The following is a 23,567-nucleotide window of genomic DNA, read 5'->3' on the forward strand; positions in this document are numbered from 1 at the left end:
ATTATTTTATTTAAATCCTATAAAATTTAAAGCTCTAAAATATAAAAAATTAAGTACTTACTAATGAATAATAATATAGTTAATCTTGTAGCAGCCATTGTACTATCTTTAGGTATAATTTTTGGTTGGCAATATTTTATTGTAAAGCCGCAGCAGCAAAAGCAACAACAACAAATAGCATTACAAAAAGCAAAGGATTTAAAGAAAAAAGAATCCGCACAATTAGAGGCTACACCTGTTATTGTTCAAGAAGCAAGTCAAGCACCACGTATTAAAATAGATTCAAATGCACTTTCTGGCTCTATTTCATTAAAAGGACTTAGATTTGATGATTTAATTTTGAAAAAATATAAGCAAGATTTATCTGAAAATAGCCCTGAAGTAGTATTATTTTCGCCATCTGATACTAAAGATGCATATTTTGCAGAAATAGGTTGGGTGAGTAATTTATCTAGTGTAAAGCTACCTAATAACGAAACTATATGGAATAGTGATAGTGAAGTATTAACACCTGAAAAACCAGTTAATTTATTTTGGGTTAATGAGGATGGTGTTAAATTTTTAATAGCTATCACCGTAGATGAAAATTATTTATTTACTATAGAACAAACCATCGTCAATAATAGCAATCAAGAACTTCCTGTGCAATCTTACGGCTTAATAAATCGTAAATATACTGCTGTAGAAAAAGCCGTAAATATACTACACCAAGGTCCTATTGGGTGTATAGACGAAAACCTAAAAGAATATTCATATGATGATATTAAGGACAAAAAAATTGAGAAATTTTCCGCAAGTAAAGTTGATTGGATAGGAATTACTGATAAATATTGGCTTACTTCTTTAATTCCTGATAAATCAAGTAATTATAGTTCAAACTTTAATTATGCAGTTAAACAAGAAGTAGAGCGATATCAAGTAGATTTTATTTCACCTGTACAAATAGTAAAGCCAGGTGAGAATTTTTCTATTAAAGGAAGACTTTTTGCAGGAGCAAAGAAAGTAGATTTGCTAGACAAATACGAAAAGCAATATGACATTAAATTATTTGATAGAGCTATAGATTTTGGCTGGTTTTATATAATTACTAAGCCGGTTTTCTATGCGATGAACTTCTTTTATAAATATGTCGGTAATTTCGGTATTAGTATCTTAATCGTTACTGTTATTATTAAATTACTGATGTTTACTTTGGCTAATAAATCCTATCGTTCAATGAAAAGAATGAAGAATTTACAGCCTGAAATTAATAGGATCAAAAATCTATACGGTGATGATAAAGCTCGTTTAAATCAAGAAATTATGGCTTTATATAAAAAGGAAAAAGTCAATCCCGTAGCAGGTTGTTTGCCTATACTTGTTCAAATACCGGTATTTTTCTCTATCTATAAAGTGCTTTATGTTACTATTGAAATGCGTCAAGCACCATTTTACGGCTGGATTAAAGACTTATCTGCTCCCGATCCTACTAGTATCTTTAACTTATTCGGGTTGTTGCATTTTTCTCTACCTTCATTCTTAATGATTGGTGCATGGCCTATCTTAATGGCTATTACTATGTTCTTGCAACAAAGAATGAGTCCTGAGCCTGCTGATCCGGTACAAGCCCAAGTGATGAAATTTATGCCTTTAGTTTTCCTGGTAATGTTTAGTAGTTTTCCAGCAGGTCTTTTAATATATTGGTCTTGGAACAACATTTTATCCATAATCCAACAATATTATATCAATAAGCTAGATAAATAAATGGAGTGTTTATAATATAATTGATGAAAATTGATAAAAATTTACCTAACTATTTGACGATTGCCCGAATAGCTGCAATTCCAGTTATTATACTAACATTTTATGTTAATAGCCCTCTTGCCCGCATACTTGGAGCTTTACTATTTGTGCTAGCTAGTATTACGGATTTTTTTGATGGTTATATTGCAAGAAAATATAACTTGGTTACAAGTTTTGGTAAAATGCTCGACCCAATTGCGGATAAATTATTAGTCGGCTGCGTTATTATAATGTTATTGAAGAAAAGTGATGTAGATGAAATTCCTTGTTTATTGATATTGGCAAGAGAGTTTTTAGTTAGCGGTCTTCGAGAATTTTTAGCATTAGTTAAAGTTAGTGTTCCTGTCTCAACACTTGCAAAAACTAAAACCTTTTTACAGATGTTTGCTTTATCAATATTAGTATTAGGCTCAAAAGGTTCTAATATTATCTATCTTGATTTAGTTGGAGAAATAATTTTATGGATTGCAGCTTTTTTAACAATCATAACTGGTTATTCTTACTTTAAAGCATGTAAGAAATATTTTTAATTTTTAGGTTCATAAAATATGCTTGCCGACAAAGAGATTGTAAAAGTAGAAGTAAGTAAAGAACATTTAAAAACTCTAAATGAAGCTTCAACTCTTCTAATAAGTTGCGTAGATTTTAGATTGATAGATGAAACAGATAAGTTAATAAAACAACTAGGTTTGGAGGATGATTTTGATAAGGTATCACTTCCTGGTGCTTCTCTTGCTCTTGTTAATGAGAAATATACCCATTGGGGAAAGACTATAGAAGATACTATAGAGATTTTGCAAGACTTACATAACATCAAGCAAATCATTTTCCTTGATCATCGTGAATGTGGGGCATATAAAAAGCTCATAGCTGAAGAACGTTTAAGCACTAAAGAAAAAGAAACTGAAGCACATACGGAAATTTTAAATAAAGCCCGTAAGATAATCAAAGAAAAATTTCCACAACTAAAAGTTTATACTTTCTTAATGGGTCTTGACGGCGTGATAGAACAGATTTATGAGCGTCATCCTGCGGATTGCTAGCCAAAAATTAATCTCTCAGGGTTTAATTCCCCGAAGCTCTGCTTCGTGATATCATAAGAAACAACTAAAACTTTTTTAGATACCTCGTAGCTCTGCTGCGAGGAGCATCATTAATAAGTTTATCTTGTCTCACTTTCACTACTAAACAGTCAAAATATACTATAGGGTATACTGATTCAAGAGGTCTACTCTGCCAAATCTTGACCTCATCTATTACTTCATCTGTAATCCTGCTGATTAGGCTCTCACTGATCTCAGCTCCATATAATTCTTGCAATTGTGTTTTAATAAGGTTCAAATTTACCTTGTCTGTCTCTTGGAACATTTATCTCTATAGTACCATTCTCACTAATCAGATTCTTACTAAAACTACCATTCCTCGCATTCTCAGTTTCAGCTCTATCATACTTGCTATAACCTAAATGTTCTGACATCTCAGCATGCAGTGCTCGCTCTAAAATACCCTTGGTTAATTCCTTAATTAATCCATTCTGACTTAGTACTGTTTTTAAATCTACTCCGCCTTCTATCAGCAAATCTATTGCTTCATTTATTTTTTTATTCTTCTCTATTTGCATTTCTGTTACCTATATTTTTAATTACTAATATAGGCTCAACAAAAATTTACACAATCATTGCAAAAGACTCTTTATAACTTCCCAAGTTTGTTGATATAAAGTAATGTTTTCATTTATCCTCCTTTTGTTCATATCAAGCCAGGCCAATACAGCAAGGCAAATATGATTTCTTTGAGCTCGACCCGTGCGTGCCTGACAGCATTCAATACCACAAGTTTGTTTCAATTCTCGATGATAAACTTCTATAGACCAACGCGCCTTAACAATTTTCTCTATTTGCTCACGTGTAGGATTCTCTAAATTAGTTGTTATGTAATCAATGCGACCATTTTTTGCCACAAACTTAAATACCGTAACCCAACCGTATCCACGTAGGTGAATTTTTAGCCCTTCATCGGGAATCTCTAAAGTTTCCAAGCTAACATTACGATTAACTTTTCTATTTTTTCTTAGGTTGGTAACCCATATCCAACCTAAATTACGTATATGTTTTAAATTATCCAAACCACTATACCAAGCATCCATAACTATAGCATCAGGCTTGATACCTCTTTCTTTAGCTAAAGTAAGCATATCACAAAAATGCTCGTTCTTTGTTTTACCATCAGTTTCTTTATCATATATTCTATAATCTACAGGAGTAGATTGATCAATTTGAGTATTGTAATGCAGTAAGTTTACCATTCCTATACCAGGTATAACATCATGTACAGCCCCAGAATATTGATAATTTACAAGCTCGATCCTCTTACTGTATTGCTTTGACAATAAGGTGTCATCTCCCACTAATAAACAAGGATCTTCCAGATCAATATATTTTGACACTTTGCTATAGATTTCGCTAGGGCGAAAATCCTTACTCTTTAACCATCGACTTGCACTATCGTGCGATAGATCTAATGGACTTACTTCAGATAATGCTTTGCTAGTATATCTTACACTACTTGCTTGTAAGAATGATTTATATAAATCTTTGCTACATTTTGATCTTGTCATTTTTATCTAAAACTATTTTTCTCTAGATTAGCATATTATTTGCTAAGTGCGAAACTCCTGTATATGTTATGAACTCAAGAGAATGAGGCATAATTATAGACCAGATAGGGCTAACACACTTGCTTGCAGTTTAAGGCAAGGTAAGAGAAAAAGAAAATTAGATATTGATAATAATTTACGAGCAGAAATAATAAAGCAGTTAACACAGGGTATTTCACCAGATATAATTTCAGGTAGACGTAAACTATCACGAGATACTGTCAATATTTCTACAGAGAGTATATACCAGTTTATTTATACATCTCCTATAGCACAAAGGCAAAAATTATATTTATCTTTAGCAAGAAAAAGGAAAAATAGGTTGCATCATGGTACAAGAATCAGAAACAAAAGAATTACAATACCAAATCGAGTTTCCATTACTGAAAGACCAGAGATAAATAGAAAGATAGCAGCAATAGGTCATTTAGAAGGTGATTTAACTTTTAACAAAGGTAATCAAAGTCGTAATATAGGCGCTCTTGTGGATATCAGAACACAAAAAGTGCTTCTCACTTTAAACCGTTCAAAAAGAACACAAGATGTGATTGGTAACATGAATAAAAAACTTAAACAATTGTCGCATATAATCAAAAGCATAACGTTAGATAATGGCAAAGAATTTACCAATCATGAACAACTATTGCCAAAATCTGAACGAAAAGTATATTTTTGCAATCCTTATTCTCCATGGCAAAAACCATTGATAGAGAAGATTAACTCAATGGTGCACAGAGTATACTCTAAATCTTTAGATATAAAAAAATTAACAATAAAGCAATTACAAGAAATTGAGGATTTTTTAAATAATTTACCAAGAAAAGTGCTCGGTTATAAAACACCCAATGAGGTATGGGAAGAAAATATAAATCTGGCTTAAGAGTCTTTTGCAATGATTGTGTAAATTTTTGTTGAGCCTATATTAGAAGTAATTAAAAATATAGGTAACAGAAATGCAAATAGAGAAGAATAAAAAAATAAATGAAGCAATAGATTTGCTGATAGAAGGCGGAGTAGATTTAAAAACAGTACTAAGTCAGAATGGATTAATTAAGGAGTTAACCAAGGGTATTTTAGAGCGAGCACTGCATGCTGAGATGTCAGAACATTTAGGTTATAGCAAGTATGATAGAGCTGAAACTGAGAATGCGAGGAATGGTAGTTTTAGTAAGAATCTGATTAGTGAGAATGGTACTATAGAGATAAATGTTCCAAGAGACAGACAAGGTAAATTTGAACCTATAATAGTCTCAAAGAAACAAACAAGAATAGATGGCTTAGACCAAAAGATAATATCCTTATATGCGAAGGGTATGAGTGTGTCTGATATTAAAACACAATTGCAAGAATTATATGGAGCTGAGATCAGTGAGAGCCTAATCAGCAGGATTACAGATGAAGTAATAGATGAGGTCAAGATTTGGCAGAGTAGACCTCTTGAGTCAGTATACCCTATAGTATATTTTGACTGTTTAGTAGTGAAAGTAAGACAAGATAAACTTATTATTAATAAATTAGTATATGTAGCTTTAGGAATAGATTTATCTGGCAGAAAGGATATTTTAGGCTTATGGATAAGTGAGAATGAAGGAGCTAAATTTTGGCTTGGTAATTTTACTGAAATGAAGAATCGAGGAGTAAAAGATATCTTAATTGCTTGTAGTGATAATCTAACTGGTATGTCTGATGCTATTGCATCAGTATATCCGAAAACTGAACATCAAATTTGTATTGTCCATCAGATCAGGAATAGCCTCAAATATGTATCATATAAAGATAGAAAGCAATTAGCAGCGGATTTGAAACTAATCTATACTTCTGCTACTGAAAAAGAAGCAGAATTAGCTCTTGAGTCATTTGATCAAAAATGGAGTAAGCAATATCCGCATATAGCTAAATCTTGGTATAATAATTGGGATAATTTGATAATTTTCTTGCAATATCCAAAGGAGATTCGTAAGATTATTTACACTACAAATGCGATAGAATCGCTGAATAGCCAATTGAGAAAAGTTACTAAGAATAAACGCATCTTTCCAAATGATGACGCAGTATTTAAAGTTTTATATCTGACAATTGATTATATTACCAAAAAATGGTCTATGCCTATCCCCAATTGGAATGAAGCTATGGCTCATTTTATGATCAAATTTGATGGTAGAATTTAATGGTTCACGAAATTTACACAATTGATGAGACAGAGCCCAACATTAAATGGCTTCTAACTAATACACAATTTTGCTAAGTGCGAAACTCCTGATATAGTGCTTTTATCACGGCCAATCTTTGTCCCTATATATCGCGAGCTATAACCACTCTTATTCATTTCGTATATTTTAAATCTTTCATCTATCGTTAAATGAGCCATGATATATCTATATTTAAATGGTAAATTCCAGTATTAATTAAGCCAGATTTATATTTTCTTCCCATACCTCATTGGGTGTTTTATAACCGAGCACTTTTCTTGGTAAATTATTTAAAAAATCCTCAATTTCTTGTAATTGCTTTATTGTTAATTTTTTTATATCTAAAGATTTAGAGTATACTCTGTGCACCATTGAGTTAATCTTCTCTATCAATGGTTTTTGCCATGGAGAATAAGGATTGCAAAAATATACTTTTCGTTCAGATTTTGGCAATAGTTGTTCATGATTGGTAAATTCTTTGCCATTATCTAACGTTATGCTTTTGATTATATGCGACAATTGTTTAAGTTTTTTATTCATGTTACCAATCACATCTTGTGTTCTTTTTGAACGGTTTAAAGTGAGAAACACTTTTTGTGTTCTGATATCCACAAGAGCGCCTATATTACGACTTTGATTACCTTTGTTAAAAGTTAAATCACCTTCTAAATGACCTATTGCTGCTATCTTTCTATTTATCTCTGGTCTTTCAGTAATGGAAACTCGATTTGGTATTGTAATTCTTTTGTTTCTGATTCTTGTACCATGATGCAACCTATTTTTCCTTTTTCTTGCTAAAGATAAATATAATTTTTGCCTTTGTGCTATAGGAGATGTATAAATAAACTGGTATATACTCTCTGTAGAAATATTGACAGTATCTCGTGATAGTTTACGTCTACCTGAAATTATATCTGGTGAAATACCCTGTGTTAACTGCTTTATTATTTCTGCTCGTAAATTATTATCAATATCTAATTTTCTTTTTCTCTTACCTTGCCTTAAACTGCAAGCAAGTGTGTTAGCCCTATCTGGTCTATAATTATGCCTCATTCTCTTGAGTTCATAACATATAGTGCTTTTATCACGGCCAATCTTTGTCCCTATATATCGCGAGCTATAACCACTCTTATTCATTTCGTATATTTTAAATCTTTCATCTATCGTTAAATGAGCCATGATATATCTATATTTAAATGATGCTCCTCGTAGCTCTGCTGCGAGGAGCATCATTTAATTATAGAACTTCCCTTCATTCTCACTTATCCATAAGCCTAAAATATCCTTTCTGCCAGATAAATCTATTCCTAAAGCTACATATACTGATTTATTAATAATAAGTTTATCTTGTCTTACTTTCACTACTAAACAGTCAAAATATACTATAGGGTATACTGATTCAAGAGGTCTACTCTGCCAAATCTTGACCTCATCTATTACTTCATCTGTAATCCTGCTGATTAGGCTCTCACTGATCTCAGCTCCATATAATTCTTGCAATTGTGTTTTAATATCAGACACACTCATACCCTTCGCATATAAGGATATTATCTTTTGGTCTAAGCCATCTATTCTTGTTTGTTTCTTTGAGACTATTATAGGTTCAAATTTACCTTGTCTGTCTCTTGGAACATTTAGCTCTATAGTACCATTCTCACTAATCAGATTCTTACTAAAACTACCATTCCTCGCATTCTCAGTTTCAGCTCTATCATACTTGCTATAACCTAAATGTTCTGACATCTCAGCATGCAGTGCTCGCTCTAAAATACCCTTGGTTAATTCCTTAATTAATCCATTCTGACTTAGTACTGTTTTTAAATCTACTCCACCTTCTATCAGCAAATCTATTGCTTCATTTATTTTTTTATTCTTCTCTATTTGCATTTCTGTTACCTATATTTTTAATTACTTCTAATATAGGCTCAACAAAAATTTACACAATCATTGCAAAAGACTCTACTCATTTTTTTGTCTTGATTTTTCATGTATGGACCTCCTGTAGAATGCAAGAAAAAAATAACATCAATAATAAAAACAAACAAATGCAGTCATGTATCCGGCTTATAGCTGATAAATCAACCTAATTTATTCTACAGCCCTGATGGAATTCGCTGGCTTACAAACTATATACTTATCAGTCCATCGGCTTCTAAAAGAGCCACTGAAAAACGCAGTTTTTTTGTAAGCTAAGGTTTGTCTTATTTACCATCAATATTAATTATCTCAAGCATATTTCGGGTTGGAATCTCTTACATATTGTTTTGCTTTTACCTATTCATTATATAAATCACCATTTATTTTACTTATAAGTGCTATGCTACACACTCTTTAGCTACAAACTTTACTCTCTACATAATCATCTCCTGATCTTAGTACAGCAAACACCACTCTTGCCAACTTATTAGCTATGGCAACTGTCGTTTTATTATGGCTACTTCGCTCAGATAAATTAAACATCCATTTCGTAAATTGGCTAAAATCTTTTTTAGATTTCTGTTCTTCCGATGTAAATCTTATCTTGGCATTTAGTACAGCTCTAGCCCCTTGAATTAATAAAGTGCGTAAGTATACATCACCTCGCTTGCTAATTCCCAGCAGCTTATCCTTCCCACCACTTGAATGTTGTCTTGGCACTAATCCTAGCCATGCCGATAATTGCCTGCCATTCTCAAAACTTGTAGCATTACCTATTGATGCTATTAAAGCAGTAGCAGTAATTAAACCAAGACCAGGTATAGCTCTTAATCGTTGATATTGAGTTAGGTTACTTGCTATCATTGTTAATCGTTTTTCTATCTCTTTTATTTTTCTGTTATTATCTAAGAATTCTTCTTTTAGTTCACTAAATGTTTGATAACTTAACTGGCTTAATTTCCCTGCATCTAAAATCTCAATTAATTTTGTGATAACCTTATTAATGCCTTGAGGAACAATAAAACCAAACTCATGTAGTAGCCCCCTAATTTCATTAGCAAGTGCTGTACGATTTTTTACCAATCTCTCTCTTACCCTATGTATTGATAAAATTTCTTGTTGCTCTATAGTTTTAATTGCAACAAATCTCATATTAGGTCTTGTCACGGCTTCACATATCGCTTCAGCATCTGCTTGATCATTTTTATTAGTTTTAACATATGGTTTGACAAATTGCGGTGCCATTAGTTTTACTTCATGCCCTAATTTAGTTATTTCTCTTGCCCAATAACTAGAACCACCACAAGCTTCCATCCCTACTAAACATTGTGGTAAATTAGCCATAAATGTCAAAACCTGATCTCTCATCAATTTTTTCTTTAATACTGTCTTGCCATTTTTATCTACACCATGAATTTGAAAAATTCTTTTTGCAATATCTATACCAATTGTAGTAACCTCCATATGGACCTCCTTAATTGTTGTTTTAATATGTTAAATATTAACCCTAGAAGATTAGCAACTGCTTTTCATTCTCTATATCAGGAGGTCCATACCATTAGTCCACTATCAACCTTTTCTGCAAACAGCGTAATTGCTTCCCATTATAATTCCCATGATACTTTTCTGTCAAATATGCTAATATGGTAGTTGCTTGCAACTCCGGTGCTGATTCTAGCATTGATTCTATTTCATCCCAGTGCTTCACAAATGGATCCTTACGTGTCCTATATTTACGTATTGTGCGTAATTCGCTTGGATACTTATTAATACGTAAATACTTACGTGCCGTTTTTACACTCATACCTGCTTTTGCAGCAGAAATTATCTGATTATATTTTTTGATCTTTTGCATTAAAATACCTACTTGGTTATTTGTACATGTCATCAGTAATTCTCGAATAATATTTAAATATTTAAAAATAAATTTTTATTCGATTTTACTGTCCATAGTTACTTCTTTTTTATAGGTAATTTTAATGTTCGTTGAGGGTAATTCTAATATTCGTTAGTCAAAATTCTACCATCAAATTTGATCATAAAATGAGCCATAGCTTCATTCCAATTTGGGGATAGGCATAGACCATTTTTTGGTAATATAATCAATTGTCAGATATAAAACCTTAAATACTGCGTCATCATTTGGAAAGATGCGTTTATTCTTAGTAACTTTTCTCAATTGGCTATTCAGCGATTCTATCGCATTTGTAGTGTAAATAATCTTACGAATCTCCTTTGGATATTGCAAGAAAATTATCAAATTATCCCAATTATTATACCAAGATTTAGCTATATGCGGATATTGCTTACTCCATTTTTGATCAAATGACTCAAGAGCTAATTCTGCTTCTTTTTCAGTAGCAGAAGTATAGATTAGTTTCAAATCCGCTGCTAATTGCTTTCTATCTTTATATGATACATATTTGAGGCTATTCCTGATCTGATGGACAATACAAATTTGATGTTCAGTTTTCGGGTATACTGATGCAATAGCATCAGACATACCAGTTAGATTATCACTACAAGCAATTAAGATATCTTTTACTCCTCTATTTTTCATCTCAGTAAAATTACCAAGCCAAAATTTAGCTCCTTCATTCTCACTTATCCATAAGCCTAAAATATCCTTTCTGCCAGATAAATCTATTCCTAAAGCTACATATACTGATTTATTAATAATAAGTTTATCTTGTCTTACTTTCACTACTAAACAGTCAAAATATACTATAGGGTATACTGATTCAAGCGGTCTACTCTGCCAAATCTTGACCTCATCTATTACTTCATCTGTAATCCTGCTGATTAGGCTCTCACTGATCTCAGCTCCATATAATTCTTGCAATTGTGTTTTAATATCAGACACACTCATACCCTTCGCATATAAGGATATTATCTTTTGGTCTAAGCCATCTATTCTTGTTTGTTTCTTTGAGACTATTATAGGTTCAAATTTACCTTGTCTGTCTCTTGGAACATTTAGCTCTATAGTACCATTCTCACTAATCAGATTCTTACTAAAACTACCATTCCTCGCATTCTCAGTTTCAGCTCTATCATACTTGCTATAACCTAAATGTTCTGACATCTCAGCATGCAGTGCTCGCTCTAAAATACCCTTGGTTAATTCCTTAAATGATGCTCCTCGCAGCAGAGCTACGAGGTATCTAAAAAAGTTTTAGTTGTTTCTTATGATATCACGAAGCAGAGCTTCGGGGAATTAAACCCTGAGAGATTAATCCATTCTGACTTAGTACTGTTTTTAAATCTACTCCGCCTTTTATCAGCAAATCTATTGCTTCATTTATTTTTTTATTCTTCTCTATTTGCATTTCTGTTACCTATATTTTTAATTACTTCTAATATAGGCTCAACAAAAATTTACACAATCATTGCAAAAGACTCGCGGATTTGAAACTAATCTATACTTCTGCTACTGAAAAAGAAGCAGAATTAGCTCTTGAGTCATTTGATCAAAAATGGAGTAAGCAATATCCGTATATAGTCTATCCGCCAAAAACACTTCAAATCCTGATCATTTGTAATGGGATAGAGTTTTGACAACAAATTGCTAAGATTTTCAATAAAAATTAATAAGTTATGTTAATTTTTACTGATACATTTCTGTGTTGGTCTAATTTTGATATGGAGCTATTGTTAACGATTTTTTATCGTTCATCTAGTTTTTGCATGATGATATTTTTGATTTATGTGGAGTTAGACACGATTTGTAAATGATTTGCAATGCATCGTAAATTCAAACCAATAGCAGAGATTATTGGATTGATAATATCTCCTATCATACCTTTCAAGAAGTTTCTACCCATCCGACCATATTGCTTTAAGTGACCTATTATTGGTTCTATGGCACTGCGTCTCTTGATCATAGACTTGTCCTCTTGTAACAACTTCTTCCGCGTTTTTGGGGTATATACCTTACTCTTCTCCTTTACATTGCTACCACTATACCCAAGATCAACAAATGATTTCTTTATCTTGATTCCAGTGACACTCTCTACTGCTTCAAAGCTCTGATGCAATGTATGACCATCATAAGGATTATTATGAAACGATTTTGCGGATAAAACAAAATTTCTACGACCACTTACTACTACCGCTACTTTATTGCCAAACTCATATGGCTTGTTGCGTTTTCCCTTTCCTATACACTCTACTTCAGGGGCATGAAAACTATATAATACTTTGTTATCTTCTTTATATTGCTTTTTAGCTTCTCTTTTTAAAACAGATTGGTTATGTATTTGTTTTATTTTTTGCAATACTTCTTGATTTTTGAGAGACAAGTTTAATTGCTTATTTTTGATCTCACGCTCACATACTCTAATCAAACGACCCAGTAATATTTTTAAATGCTTCATTATTTTCCAACGCTTCTTGGCTTTACTATGTTCTTTATATTTCCATAGCTTTACTATATCGCGTTTATAGGTTCTAGCGTATGTTTCATTCAAATGTATACCCAAACTGTTGCAAAGCTTTACTATGCTAAGCCTAGCTTTATCCATTAAATAAACATCGTGTGGGTGTTTGATATTCTTAATTTGTACAGTCGTATCAGCGATGATTAATTCCAAATCTTTTTTTTTAATTGTGTTAGTTTTTATCCCAACCCTGATCAACTCCGATAATATCTCATTATATCCAGCTTCACCTAATACACTACGAAACCGTCGTATACTAGTTTCCGAGATAGCTATGTCTTTTTCTATATATTCCCACCCGCAGAAATACTGCCAATACATATTCTCTTTTAGCTCTTCCTCTGATAATGAATCTGAAAAATTATACATTGCTTGTAGCATCGTTATGCCAAGCATCACTCTATGACATTTTCTATTTCTACCAAATTTCTTAATACAAACATTTTTTGATAACCACTCTTCGAGCCTAGACCAATTTATTAATTCTCTTAATTTATATAGCTTATTATTTGGGTTTAATTCTTCTTTTAATTTATAACCAAACAGTTTCCCTTGTTCTTGCGATTTGATAATGTTGTCTATTGGCATTGACTGAAATCCATAAGGTTTATGACCATATTTTATCATTTTCTTACGGATTGTTGTATTACTTCTTGTCTTAAAACCATATTATCTATAAGGCTTGTAGAGTTTTGGCGGACGGACTATATAGCTAAATCTTGGTATAATAATTGGGATAATTTGATAATTTTCTTGCAATATCCAAAGGAGATTCGTAAGATTATTTACACTACAAATGCGATAGAATCGCTGAATAGCCAATTGAGAAAAGTTACTAAGAATAAACGTATCTTTCCAAATGATGACGCAGTATTTAAGGTTTTATATCTGACAATTGATTATATTACCAAAAAATGGTCTATGCCTATCCCCAACTGGAATGAAGCTATGGCTCATTTTATGATCAAATTTGATGGTAGGATTTAATGGCTCACGAAATTTACACAATTGATGAAACAGAGCCAGGTTTTGTTCTCCTTAGTCCTTGAATTTTCAATTGTAACCGACGCCAACCTAGCCATTTTTTCAATAACCCGTCTAACTGAAGTTTTGTCAAAACTTCAGGTCTAAAGATTTACATTATTAGAACAATATCTTTAACTTTAATGAACCTTGATGACTAGTATATTTGTTACGTAAATTACAGTGATACGTTGCAAGTAGCTCAATATTCTTATAAGATGCAAGTAAATTTGCACCTACAGTATAGCTGACTTTTGGTGTGCTATTGCTTGTAGTCTTCTCAAAGTAATTATCTGCCCAAATAAATCTAGCTTTCACCTTAGGTTGCTTATTGCTCAAACTATTTTCTATGGAAGCATGTAATCCCGGTACTATTTGAGCATCGTTTGATACTCTCTTAGGAGTAGTTATTTTTATACCTAGAATACCGGTAGTTAAGTTACCCGACGTACCTGCGATATACATATTATTCACGCCTGTACCGGTTTCGATATAAGAAGTATCTTTATACGTATTATATCTAATACCAATATTAGGCATTAAATTTATACCGTCCATGACAGAGAATTGATAACCGATATTACCCTCAAAACCGTAAGCTTTGCTTGTATATTTACTGCTAGCAGTCTTATACCTATTAGGTCCAACTTGTCTTAAATTCTTGGTGTTAATTTTACTGTTACTTGCTGAAAATATTTCTTGTAATATAAGACCGATACTAAATTGTTGTTGGCCGTATAGAGAAATAATATCGCTTTCTGCCGACAGTTTATCACCAGTGCTTGGATCTTTAAACCTAAAGTCAGCGTTCATACGGCTATATGCAATACCGACAAGACTATTTTCCCCGATATAAATATCACCACCGATAATACCGCCGGATACAGTGCCTTTATAGCTAGGATTACCTTGATGTGCATCTTGATTACTTGAACCAAAAGTACCGATAACCCATAATCCTTTTTTAGTAACTATAGGGCTTTCTTGATCACCCGCTGCAACTGCTACCATAGTACCACCTGATAGGTGATTATTAATGTTAGAAGTGACTACTTTATACATCATATTTGCTACATTAACCGCTCTTGTTCCTTGCTCGGTTAAATGCTCTACTACTTTTTTTATATTATCAGGTGCAACCTGAGCTAAATTTGTTGCAAATAATAAAGCTTGCTCTTGTTGTGTTTTACCCACTACAAAAGCATCATAATTAGCTATTTTAATCACTTCTTTTAGTTCAGCTTTATTCTTTACTAATTCTTGAGCCAGTTCTACCGCATATTTTTCAGGATTTTTTATAACAAGTGTAGATTTTTCTCGGATCACTTCTTTTTGCGCTGCCGATACAAAAGCATTTTCCGTATGTCCAACGATCATATTATTGATTGCCTCAGCTAATTGTTGTGACTCAGGTTTTTTAACATATTCCTCGTCTACTCTTATTGAGTTAGTTTGACATTGCTGATACTCTGCTTGCAGTTTTTGCTGTTCAGCTCTTTCATTAGCTTCACGTTCTGCTTGCAGTTTTTGCTGTTCAGCTCTTTCATTAGCTTCACGTTCTGCTTGCAGTTTTTGCTGTTCAGCTCTTTCATTAGCTTCACGTTCTGCTTGCAGTTTTTGCTGTTCAGCTCTTTCATTAGCTTCACGTTCTGCTTGTAGTTTTTGCTGTTCAGCTCTTTCATTAGCTTCACGTTCTGCTTGCAGTTTTTGCTGTTCAGCTCTTTCATTAGCTTCACGTTCTGCTTGCAGTTTTTGCTGTTCAGCTCTTTCATTAGCTTCACGTTCTGCTTGCAGTTTTTGCTGTTCAGCTCTTTCATTAGCTTCACATTCTGCTTGCAGTTTTTGCTGTTCAGCTCTTTCATTAGCTTCACGTTCTGCTTGTAGTTTTTGCTGTTCAGCTACTGCATCTGCTTGAACTTTATTTTGAGCCTGCATCGCTTGTATTTGAACATCAACGCTTACTTGTGACTTTGCTACTTTTTGATCTAGTGTTCCCTGTTTTCTTTTGCTCTTTTTGCTTGTTACTGTCACATAACCATCGTCATGATCTGAAGCCATTACTAGTGTATCAACGTGTAATATTGATAAAAATACCAATATTATAATTCGTAACCCTATCTTATAATAACTTACTGTTTGATAAAATTTCATTTTTTAGTACTAATAAAATTAAGACTATGTCAAAACCACTCGACATATATTACAATAATTAAATAAAAATTTGTAATGCAAAGCAAGTAATAATTAACAAAATCAGGTATCCAACAAACCAAAACTTATGCTATAATTAAAAAAGTGATAAATTACTCACCTTACGCATTACGCAGCAGGGCTTTGTTGCATAAATAAGATTTGTAGAGGGTAAATTCCAGTATTAATTAAGCCAGATTTATATTTTCTTCCCATACCTCATTGGGTGTTTTATAACCGAGCACTTTTCTTGGTAAATTATTTAAAAAATCCTCAATTTCTTGTAATTGCTTTATTGTTAATTTTTTTATATCTAAAGATTTAGAGTATACTCTGTGCACCATTGAGTTAATCTTCTCTATCAATGGTTTTTGCCATGGAGAATAAGGATTGCAAAAATATACTTTTCGTTCAGATTTTGGCAATAGTTGTTCATGATTGGTAAATTCTTTGCCATTATCTAACGTTATGCTTTTGATTATATGCGACAATTGTTTAAGTTTTTTATTCATGTTACCAATCACATCTTGTGTTCTTTTTGAACGGTTTAAAGTGAGAAACACTTTTTGTGTTCTGATATCCACAAGAGCGCCTATATTACGACTTTGATTACCTTTGTTAAAAGTTAAATCACCTTCTAAATGACCTATTGCTGCTATCTTTCTATTTATCTCTGGTCTTTCAGTAATGGAAACTCGATTTGGTATTGTAATTCTTTTGTTTCTGATTCTTGTACCATGATGCAACCTATTTTTCCTTTTTCTTGCTAAAGATAAATATAATTTTTGCCTTTGTGCTATAGGAGATGTATAAATAAACTGGTATATACTCTCTGTAGAAATATTGACAGTATCTCGTGATAGTTTACGTCTACCTGAAATTATATCTGGTGAAATACCCTGTGTTAACTGCTTTATTATTTCTGCTCGTAAATTATTATCAATATCTAATTTTCTTTTTCTCTTACCTTGCCTTAAACTGCAAGCAAGTGTGTTAGCCCTATCTGGTCTATAATTATGCCTCATTCTCTTGAGTTCATAACATATAGTGCTTTTATCACGGCCAATCTTTGTCCCTATATATCGCGAGCTATAACCACTCTTATTCATTTCGTATATTTTAAATCTTTCATCTATCGTTAAATGAGCCATGATATATCTATATTTAAATGATGCTCCTCGCAGCAGAGCTACGAGGTATCTAAAAAAGTTTTAGTTGTTTCTTATGATATCACGAAGCAGAGCTTCGGGGAATTAAACCCTGAGAGATTAAAAATTGATTATATCTGGCTTAATTAATTATAGAACTTTCCAAGTTTTAGTTGTTTCTTATGATATCACGAAGCAGAGCTTCGGGGAATTAAACCCTGAGAGATTAAAAATTGATTATATCTGGCTTAATTAATTATAGAACTTTCCACCTATTAAGCGACTAGGCACAGAATAAGCTACAGATAAAATACTAACTGTACTGCTTGGATTAACACGTACTGATAATATTGTAGGTGCATTCCATTTCCTGATTGGTAACTCTTTTAAATGAACTAATTCTTCAGCTAATTTTTCTTTTCTACAGCTATTTCGCTTTTCTTTAATTTGTGTAAGGAATAATTCATAAGCTTTTAAATCAACAAAATTACGTGATCCACGTAATAGCAGATGTTGATTCACTGCTTGCTTAAATGTATCATGACTTTTTTCAACAGAACCATTTTCATGACTGACGCCTGGATTATTTCGCGATGGTGCAACATTGTAATAACCAAGCAATTCTTGCCATCTTTCTGTAAATTGTCTACTATTACCACATTGCTTGGTAGCTGCACTTAAATTATCTGTACGATGCTCTGGTAAAACTCCACCTAACTCCCATACAGCTTTTTCAAACCCTGATGCTAATGTATCAAAACTTTCACTATGGCATATGCTAAAAGTTTCCCAACATGAATAACGCAACATAAAATGAAATAGTAAGTGAGGATATGGTTGCCCACCAATACAAATACCCAATTGATTCATATTGGTCCAATCAGACTGACTCTGTTTGCCAGGAAGAATATTTTGTAAAAAGATTACTGTCTTATCCTTACCATGTGTAGCTCTCCATTGTTTCAACCTTTTCTGCAAACAGCGTAATTGCTTCCCATTATAATTCCCATGATACTTTTCTGTCAAATATGCTAATATGGTAGTTGCTTGCAACTCCGGTGCTGATTCTAGCATTGATTCTATTTCATCCCAGTGCTTCACAAATGGATCCTTACGTGTCCTATATTTACGTATTGTGCGTAATTCGCTTGGATACTTATTAATACGTAAATACTTACGTGCCGTTTTTACACTCATGATAGTGGACTGAAAAATCAAGACAAAAAAATGAGTAGTATGTTTTCCTAATTTTTCGATTATCAGGCAGCAATTTGCTGATAATTTTGCATATAATTCAGATATACATTCATAGGCTTTTTATAACCAATACTTGAATGAAATCTGTGATAATTATATTTATTCAGATAATGATCAATCCCCTCTTTTAACTCTTTAACATTGTTAAAATCATTAATAAAGATACAATTATATTTTAAAGTTCTAAAAAACCTTTCTATTACTATATTATCAATACTTCTACCTTGGCCATTCATTGAAATTTGGATATCATGCTCCTTGAGAATATTTATGTGGTCATAACTGGTATATTGGCTACCTTGATCACTATTAAATATCTGTGGAGCGTTATACTTACTGAGAGCTTGTTTCAAGACATCAGTTACAAGAGATGCATCCATAGAATTTGACAGTTTATAGCTCAATATGGCCTTGCTATGCCAATCTATAATAGCTGCCATATACATAAAGCCACCATTAGTTCTAATGTAAGTAATGTCACCACTCCAAACCTCATTCACATTAGGCACATACACTTGCTTTGTTGAGCCAGATTTAGTCCAATATTGATCAAGTAAGTAGCTATAGATCTTATGCTCACTATCGTTTCGAGAAGTAGATTTTTTCTTATGTGGGTAAATAGCTTCTATACCCATCATCCTCATATATTTCAGTACTCGATCTTTACCGACAATAAAACCATCTTCTAGTAACTGTTGATGAATATAGCGATAACCAAATTCAGGATTATCTGTATATATTTCATCTATTCTATTTAAAATACTTAATTTATTTATACTCATCTCCTTGGATTTATAGTAGGCTGTAGATCGACTAATCTTTAATAGTTCACACTGTCTTGATTTTGAGAGTTGATTTAGCTTGGAGTGTACAAGACTCTTTTTATTTGATAAATCCAAGCTTTTGAGCTTTCCCACGGCCCAGTCCCTCTCAACTGTGATTCTACCAAGAGCTTTAGCAAGCTCATCATTTTGCTCTTGTAAATGATTTATTTGTTCTTGATATTCACTCAAAACTTTAGCTGGTTCAAAAGCTAATGCCGCATTACCTAAAAACTGTTTTTTCCAATTTTGAATTGTTTTAACACTTATTGCATATTTTGAAGCTAACTGACCAAGTGTCGACTCCTCTTTTATTAATTCTAATACTATCCCCGTTTTTTCTGAAGCACTGAAAATTTTTACTTTATTTTTCTTCATCTTTCCTCTTAAGTTTATTGCTATTTATTCTAACTTATTGCGGAAACACACTCCTTCATTTTTTTGTCCAATTTTTTTAGTCCATTATACATACCTGCTTTTGCAGCAGAAATTATCTGATTATATTTTTTGATCTTTTGCATTAAAATACCTACTTGGTTATTTGTACATGTCATCAGTAATTCTCGAATAATATTTAAATATTTAAAAATAAATTTTTATTCGATTTTACTGTCCATAGTTACTTCTTTTTTATAGGTAATTTTAATCTCTCAGGGTTTAATTCCCCGAAGCTCTGCTTCGTGATATCATAAGAAACAACTAAAACTTTTTTAGATACCTCGTAGCTCTGCTGCGAGGAGCATCATTGTTCGTTGAGGGTAATTCTAATATTCGTTAGTCAAATTTTTCAAATAAAACGAGTATACAGCTTTAAATTATCATTGACTAATTGCCAATATAATAATATGATACGACAAATATTTATAAATTTTTAAAGAGATATTTTTCATGTTCGCAGTTATAAAAGCAGGTGGAAAACAATATAAAGTAGATCAAAACAGCGTTATTAAAGTCGAAAAAATTGAAGGTGAGCTTGGCTCTAAAATTCAGCTTAATCAGGTTTTAATGATGGGTGAGTATTCAAAGCCTTCTTTTATCGGTACTCCATTAGTAAAAGGAGCTGTTGTTACAGCTGAAATTACTAACCAGCTTAGAGATAATAAAATTATAGTTTTTAAGAAAAAACGTAGAAAAAATTATCGTCGTAAAGCCGGTCATCGTCAAGAATTGACAGAGCTGAAAATATTAGATATTACAAAACAATAATAGACTTTTTGTAAAAGTTAAATGATGCTCCTCGCAGCAGAGCTACGAGGTATCTAAAAAAGTTTTAGTTGTTTCTTATGATATCACGAAGCAGAGCTTCGGGGAATTAAACCCTGAGAGATTAATAAAGGAATCATAAGATGGCAACCAAAAAAGCTGGTGGTAGTTCTAGGAACGGAAGAGATTCAGCCGGTCGAAGACTTGGCGTTAAAAAAGCTGATGGACAATATGTAATACCTGGCAATATTATAGTTAGATAACGTGGTACAAAAATCCATCCTGGAGTAAATGTTGGGATTGGTAAGGATCATACTATTTTTGCTTTAACATCAGGAAGAGTAGAGTTTTTAACTAAGCGTGATCATAAAATAGTAAACGTTACAGAAATCGCTAGTGCATAATTAAGGATTTGTGGGATTGCCTGTGTAATCGTCATTGCATTGCTTGCGTAGATCTTTTTTCTCTGTCATCCCGTGATTTTTCACGGGATCCAGTTAAAAATGCTATAAATTAGCATTTTTTAAATGGATTGCTTCGTCAATTACTTCGTAATTTTCTCGCAATGACGGAAAAACTGATCCATGCAAGTAAATCTTAAGCGAGAATGACATTATAGTTAACTAGACTGCCGTACCTTTAGCTATGCGTCTCCTCGCAATGACGAAAAAACTAAACAATATTAATACCCCACAAAAACAGCAGTAATAGGCTTCTATATATGGCCTTAATAATTCAAAAATTTGGTGGCACTTCCGTTGCAACTATTGACAGAATAAAAAAAATCATCCCTATTATAAAAGCTGAAATAGCTAAAAATAATCAAGTAATTATAGTAGTTTCTGCTATGGCAGGGGTCACTAATCAACTTGTTACATTATGTAATGAAGTATCAAGTCTTAATAAATCATCTCAACTTGCAGAATATGATGTAGCACTTTCTAGTGGCGAGATAGTTACGGCTTCATTGCTTGCACTTGCTCTTCAAGAAGAAAATATAAATGCCAGATCATTTTTGGCGTGGCAATTACCAATTTTGACTGATGATAATCACAGTAAAGCTTTAGTAGAATCAGTTGACACAAACTTATTGAACGAATGTTTACAACAAAATATTATTCCTATAATTGCTGGTTTTCAAGGAATCAATAAACATAATAGATTAGCTACATTAGGTAGAGGTGGTTCTGATACTACCGCTGCTTTAATTGCTGCAGCTATGAAAGCAGATAGGTGCGATATTTATACGGATGTAGAGGGTGTATTTGCTGCTGATCCAAGAATTATTCCAAAAGCAAAAAAGATAGACGAGATAGACTTTTCAGAAATGCTAGAGTTAGCATTAAGTGGAGCAAAAGTACTACATCCAAGGGCAGCAGAGATAGTAATGCGATATCAAATAGATATGCGTATTCTTTCAACTTTTGCACCTGAAGCAGGTTGCACGTTAATCACTTCAAAAGATAAAATTATGGAAAAGAGAATAATTAGCGGTATTACTTCTAATAAAAATTTATTATATATAACTATAGAAAGCTCTTCGTTAAACTTTATTCAAGTTGCTAGTATCATTGCACAAAATAATAATCATATTGAGGTGATGCAAGAAATAGAGCCTAACAAAAGATATAGTTTTATTACTAATTTAACAGATAAAAATAGTTTACATATACTACTTACTAATTTGAAAAATAATAATCAAATAAGTAATTTTACCTTTGATACTGAAATTGCTACAGTTTCAATTATTGGTCATGGGATTAAAAATGATTTGAAATTGCTTGAAATGATATTATCAAAATTAGCAAAAGATAATATCAATGTTCAAATGGTACAAATATCGGAAATTAAGATTATTCTATTAATAAATGATAAACAAGTAGAGAAAACAGCTCTCGATTTATATGATCTTCTTAAAATATCTGAAACAGGGTATTGTTAATGGCTTTGTTGCATAAATAAGCTTTTGACTAAAGTTTTGACAAAAATTCTAATTTTTCTGACTAAAGTAAAAATTTATATTTAAAGTTAAATATTTAGTGCTTTTATCAGCTTAAAAGCGATATTTCTACAATTTAAAGTAAATTATTTGATATATAATACAAATTATAGATTGATACACTCGCCACTTTTTTTAATAAAAATTGAGTCTTTTGCAATGATTGTGTAAATTTTTGTTGAGCCTATATTAGAAGTAAATGATGCTCCTCGCAGCAGAGCTACGAGGTATCTATCCAAAAAGCTTTAACTGTTTTTGTTGAAATGCTTTATAAGAAGGTTTGCCTGAACCTTGATTCTGTACATAATTACGTAATTTCTGCTCATCACCATGTTTACCTAGTCCGTCCGCCAAAACTCTAAAAGCCTTATAGGCAATAGGGTTTTAAGGCAAAAATGCATAGTAAAATCCATAAGAAAATGAAAGGTTTTATATCAAAAGCTTATGGAAATACAAAAAAATGACAATAAAAAAATGAATGCATTTTGGGAAATAGTGTGGTTTTTAATACAAAAATTTAAAATCAGCCCTCAAAATTAGAGTAATTTGCTCTAAAATCGCACTATTTTTGGAAATTAGTGACACAAGTGATATTTTTTAGAGTTTTGGCGGAGGGACTACCTACTGTGCTCATAAAATATCCTTTACTCCAAAACTCACTTCCCCATAATTTTTCTTTAAGATTTGGATATTTCTCAAACATTTTCTTAGAAGTAATACTTTTTATGATTTGAGTTATTTTTGTTGGGCTATACATTGGTATTGACTGTAATAAAAAATGTACGTGATCTTTATCTACTCCTATTTCTAAAAATCTAATTTCATAACGATCTTCTATGTGCTCACAAATTTTACACAAATAATCATCTAGTTCTTGATTATAATGGACTAATGGTATGGACCTCCTGATATAGAGAATGAAAAGCAGTTGCTAATCTTCTAG

At 32.3% G+C, this 23,567-nt stretch carries 20 protein-coding genes and 7 pseudogenes; 10 read left to right on the forward strand and 17 right to left on the reverse strand.

Annotated elements, in window-relative coordinates; translation table 11 throughout:
- The first annotated feature begins 63 nt into the window (after positions 1-63).
- The 3 genes and pseudogenes from yidC to AAHI98_RS00790 form a co-directional block, all read left to right on the forward strand.
- Complete coding sequence (gene yidC, locus AAHI98_RS00780; RefSeq protein WP_342224738.1) at positions 64-1,743, forward strand: membrane protein insertase YidC; 1,680 nt, start codon at positions 64-66, stop codon at positions 1,741-1,743.
- Between the two features lie 23 nt (positions 1,744-1,766).
- Complete coding sequence (gene pgsA / locus AAHI98_RS00785) at positions 1,767-2,312, forward strand: CDP-diacylglycerol--glycerol-3-phosphate 3-phosphatidyltransferase (protein ID WP_341788593.1); 546 nt, start codon at positions 1,767-1,769, stop codon at positions 2,310-2,312.
- 15 nt (positions 2,313-2,327) lie between these two features.
- Positions 2,328-2,825 (forward strand): annotated as a pseudogene (locus tag AAHI98_RS00790) (carbonic anhydrase); the annotation flags it as partial.
- Between the two features lie 112 nt (positions 2,826-2,937).
- Here AAHI98_RS00790 and AAHI98_RS18375 read toward each other — a convergent pair.
- Positions 2,938-3,403: pseudogene (locus tag AAHI98_RS18375) on the reverse strand (transposase); the annotation flags it as partial.
- Between the two features lie 54 nt (positions 3,404-3,457).
- Positions 3,458-4,399: an IS701 family transposase gene (locus AAHI98_RS00805; protein ID WP_342224741.1), complete on the reverse strand. Its 942-nt coding sequence runs from the start codon at positions 4,397-4,399 to the stop codon at positions 3,458-3,460.
- A 55-nt stretch (positions 4,400-4,454) separates the two neighbouring features.
- Between AAHI98_RS00805 and AAHI98_RS00810 the strand changes: the two are divergent.
- Together AAHI98_RS00810 and AAHI98_RS00815 are read left to right on the forward strand one after the other, a co-directional pair.
- A pseudogene (locus AAHI98_RS00810) lies at positions 4,455-5,318 on the forward strand (IS30 family transposase); the annotation flags it as partial.
- Between the two features lie 73 nt (positions 5,319-5,391).
- Complete coding sequence (locus AAHI98_RS00815; protein WP_342224743.1) at positions 5,392-6,606, forward strand: IS256 family transposase; 1,215 nt, start codon at positions 5,392-5,394, stop codon at positions 6,604-6,606.
- A gap of 53 nt (positions 6,607-6,659) precedes the next feature.
- Here AAHI98_RS00815 and AAHI98_RS00820 read toward each other — a convergent pair whose 3' ends face one another.
- From AAHI98_RS00820 to AAHI98_RS00850, 7 genes and pseudogenes are all read right to left on the reverse strand, one after another.
- Positions 6,660-6,806: a helix-turn-helix domain-containing protein gene (locus AAHI98_RS00820; protein ID WP_342224744.1), complete on the reverse strand. Its 147-nt coding sequence runs from the start codon at positions 6,804-6,806 to the stop codon at positions 6,660-6,662.
- A 37-nt stretch (positions 6,807-6,843) separates the two neighbouring features.
- Complete coding sequence (locus AAHI98_RS00825) at positions 6,844-7,806, reverse strand: IS30 family transposase (RefSeq protein WP_342224646.1); 963 nt, start codon at positions 7,804-7,806, stop codon at positions 6,844-6,846.
- Positions 7,807-7,866: 60 nt separating this feature from the next.
- Positions 7,867-8,514 (reverse strand): annotated as a pseudogene (locus AAHI98_RS00830) (IS256 family transposase); the annotation flags it as partial.
- Between the two features lie 444 nt (positions 8,515-8,958).
- Positions 8,959-10,008, reverse strand: coding sequence for an IS110 family RNA-guided transposase (locus AAHI98_RS00835; protein WP_342224642.1), 1,050 nt, complete (start codon positions 10,006-10,008; stop codon positions 8,959-8,961).
- A 94-nt stretch (positions 10,009-10,102) separates the two neighbouring features.
- Positions 10,103-10,432 carry a hypothetical protein gene (locus AAHI98_RS00840; protein ID WP_342224746.1) on the reverse strand — a complete coding sequence of 110 codons (330 nt, stop codon included), beginning with the start codon at positions 10,430-10,432 and terminating at the stop codon, positions 10,103-10,105.
- Positions 10,433-10,542: 110 nt separating this feature from the next.
- Positions 10,543-11,674 (reverse strand): annotated as a pseudogene (locus AAHI98_RS00845) (IS256 family transposase); the annotation flags it as partial.
- Between the two features lie 64 nt (positions 11,675-11,738).
- Positions 11,739-11,873 (reverse strand): hypothetical protein, encoded by a 135-nt coding sequence (locus tag AAHI98_RS00850; protein WP_342224747.1) that lies wholly within the window; start codon positions 11,871-11,873, stop codon positions 11,739-11,741.
- Between the two features lie 79 nt (positions 11,874-11,952).
- On the opposite strand from AAHI98_RS00850, the gene AAHI98_RS00855 reads away from it, so the two are divergent.
- On the forward strand, positions 11,953-12,102 hold the full coding sequence (locus tag AAHI98_RS00855) for a hypothetical protein (RefSeq protein WP_342224748.1): 150 nt from the start codon (positions 11,953-11,955) through the stop codon (positions 12,100-12,102).
- Positions 12,103-12,248: 146 nt separating this feature from the next.
- On the opposite strand, the gene AAHI98_RS00860 is transcribed toward AAHI98_RS00855, so the two are convergent.
- Complete coding sequence (locus AAHI98_RS00860; protein WP_342224717.1) at positions 12,249-13,610, reverse strand: IS5 family transposase; 1,362 nt, start codon at positions 13,608-13,610, stop codon at positions 12,249-12,251.
- A 78-nt stretch (positions 13,611-13,688) separates the two neighbouring features.
- Between AAHI98_RS00860 and AAHI98_RS00865 the strand changes: the two are divergent.
- A pseudogene (locus tag AAHI98_RS00865) lies at positions 13,689-13,970 on the forward strand (transposase); the annotation flags it as partial.
- 156 nt (positions 13,971-14,126) lie between these two features.
- On the opposite strand, the gene AAHI98_RS00870 reads toward AAHI98_RS00865, so the two are convergent.
- The 5 genes from AAHI98_RS00870 to AAHI98_RS00890 form a co-directional block, all read right to left on the reverse strand.
- Positions 14,127-16,157 carry an autotransporter outer membrane beta-barrel domain-containing protein gene (locus AAHI98_RS00870; protein ID WP_342224750.1) on the reverse strand — a complete coding sequence of 677 codons (2,031 nt, stop codon included), beginning with the start codon at positions 16,155-16,157 and terminating at the stop codon, positions 14,127-14,129.
- Between the two features lie 227 nt (positions 16,158-16,384).
- Positions 16,385-17,347 (reverse strand): IS30 family transposase, encoded by a 963-nt coding sequence (locus AAHI98_RS00875; RefSeq protein WP_342224646.1) that lies wholly within the window; start codon positions 17,345-17,347, stop codon positions 16,385-16,387.
- Between the two features lie 249 nt (positions 17,348-17,596).
- Entirely contained in the window at positions 17,597-18,541 is a 945-nt protein-coding gene (istA, locus tag AAHI98_RS00880) for an IS21 family transposase (protein WP_342224751.1), read from the reverse strand.
- Between the two features lie 62 nt (positions 18,542-18,603).
- Entirely contained in the window at positions 18,604-19,800 is a 1,197-nt protein-coding gene (locus AAHI98_RS00885; protein WP_342224752.1) for an IS3 family transposase, read from the reverse strand.
- A gap of 29 nt (positions 19,801-19,829) precedes the next feature.
- Positions 19,830-19,976: a hypothetical protein gene (locus tag AAHI98_RS00890; RefSeq protein WP_342224753.1), complete on the reverse strand. Its 147-nt coding sequence runs from the start codon at positions 19,974-19,976 to the stop codon at positions 19,830-19,832.
- A 334-nt stretch (positions 19,977-20,310) separates the two neighbouring features.
- On the opposite strand from AAHI98_RS00890, the gene rplU reads away from it, so the two are divergent.
- The 3 genes and pseudogenes from rplU (at position 20,311) to AAHI98_RS00905 (ending at position 22,567) form a co-directional block, all read left to right on the forward strand.
- A complete protein-coding gene (rplU, locus tag AAHI98_RS00895; protein WP_011478056.1) occupies positions 20,311-20,628 on the forward strand; it encodes a 50S ribosomal protein L21 in 318 nt (105 codons plus the stop codon).
- A 140-nt stretch (positions 20,629-20,768) separates the two neighbouring features.
- Positions 20,769-21,029, forward strand: a pseudogene (gene rpmA / locus AAHI98_RS00900) (50S ribosomal protein L27).
- 317 nt (positions 21,030-21,346) lie between these two features.
- On the forward strand, positions 21,347-22,567 hold the full coding sequence (locus tag AAHI98_RS00905; protein ID WP_342224754.1) for an aspartate kinase: 1,221 nt from the start codon (positions 21,347-21,349) through the stop codon (positions 22,565-22,567).
- A gap of 288 nt (positions 22,568-22,855) precedes the next feature.
- Here the strand turns inward: AAHI98_RS00905 and AAHI98_RS00910 are convergent, their stop codons facing one another.
- Together AAHI98_RS00910 and tnpA are read right to left on the reverse strand one after the other, a co-directional pair.
- Positions 22,856-22,978, reverse strand: a complete 123-nt coding sequence (locus AAHI98_RS00910) for a hypothetical protein (protein ID WP_342224755.1) — start codon at positions 22,976-22,978, stop codon at positions 22,856-22,858.
- A 208-nt stretch (positions 22,979-23,186) separates the two neighbouring features.
- Positions 23,187-23,552 carry an IS200/IS605 family transposase gene (gene tnpA, locus AAHI98_RS00915; protein WP_342224807.1) on the reverse strand — a complete coding sequence of 122 codons (366 nt, stop codon included), beginning with the start codon at positions 23,550-23,552 and terminating at the stop codon, positions 23,187-23,189.
- Positions 23,553-23,567 lie beyond the last annotated feature (15 nt).

This window comes from Rickettsia endosymbiont of Urophora cardui, from assembly GCF_964030725.1.
In the GTDB taxonomy this organism is placed as follows: Bacteria; Pseudomonadota; Alphaproteobacteria; order Rickettsiales; family Rickettsiaceae; genus Rickettsia.

Bases quoted from the DNA above. Each gene is read 5' to 3' on its own strand.
- yidC (WP_342224738.1), top strand. From the start codon at position 64: ATGAATAATAATATAGTTAATCTTGTAGCAGCCATTGTACTATCTTTA.
- pgsA (WP_341788593.1), top strand. From the start codon at position 1,767: ATGAAAATTGATAAAAATTTACCTAACTATTTGACGATTGCCCGAATA.
- AAHI98_RS00805 (WP_342224741.1), bottom strand. From the start codon at position 4,399: ATGACAAGATCAAAATGTAGCAAAGATTTATATAAATCATTCTTACAA.
- AAHI98_RS00815 (WP_342224743.1), top strand. From the start codon at position 5,392: ATGCAAATAGAGAAGAATAAAAAAATAAATGAAGCAATAGATTTGCTG.
- AAHI98_RS00820 (WP_342224744.1), bottom strand. From the start codon at position 6,806: ATGGCTCATTTAACGATAGATGAAAGATTTAAAATATACGAAATGAAT.
- AAHI98_RS00825 (WP_342224646.1), bottom strand. From the start codon at position 7,806: ATGGCTCATTTAACGATAGATGAAAGATTTAAAATATACGAAATGAAT.
- AAHI98_RS00835 (WP_342224642.1), bottom strand. From the start codon at position 10,008: ATGGAGGTTACTACAATTGGTATAGATATTGCAAAAAGAATTTTTCAA.
- AAHI98_RS00840 (WP_342224746.1), bottom strand. From the start codon at position 10,432: ATGACATGTACAAATAACCAAGTAGGTATTTTAATGCAAAAGATCAAA.
- AAHI98_RS00850 (WP_342224747.1), bottom strand. From the start codon at position 11,873: ATGCAAATAGAGAAGAATAAAAAAATAAATGAAGCAATAGATTTGCTG.
- AAHI98_RS00860 (WP_342224717.1), bottom strand. From the start codon at position 13,610: ATGATAAAATATGGTCATAAACCTTATGGATTTCAGTCAATGCCAATA.
- AAHI98_RS00870 (WP_342224750.1), bottom strand. From the start codon at position 16,157: ATGAAATTTTATCAAACAGTAAGTTATTATAAGATAGGGTTACGAATT.
- AAHI98_RS00875 (WP_342224646.1), bottom strand. From the start codon at position 17,347: ATGGCTCATTTAACGATAGATGAAAGATTTAAAATATACGAAATGAAT.
- istA (WP_342224751.1), bottom strand. From the start codon at position 18,541: ATGAGTGTAAAAACGGCACGTAAGTATTTACGTATTAATAAGTATCCA.
- AAHI98_RS00885 (WP_342224752.1), bottom strand. From the start codon at position 19,800: ATGAAGAAAAATAAAGTAAAAATTTTCAGTGCTTCAGAAAAAACGGGG.
- AAHI98_RS00890 (WP_342224753.1), bottom strand. From the start codon at position 19,976: ATGACATGTACAAATAACCAAGTAGGTATTTTAATGCAAAAGATCAAA.
- rplU (WP_011478056.1), top strand. From the start codon at position 20,311: ATGTTCGCAGTTATAAAAGCAGGTGGAAAACAATATAAAGTAGATCAA.
- AAHI98_RS00905 (WP_342224754.1), top strand. From the start codon at position 21,347: ATGGCCTTAATAATTCAAAAATTTGGTGGCACTTCCGTTGCAACTATT.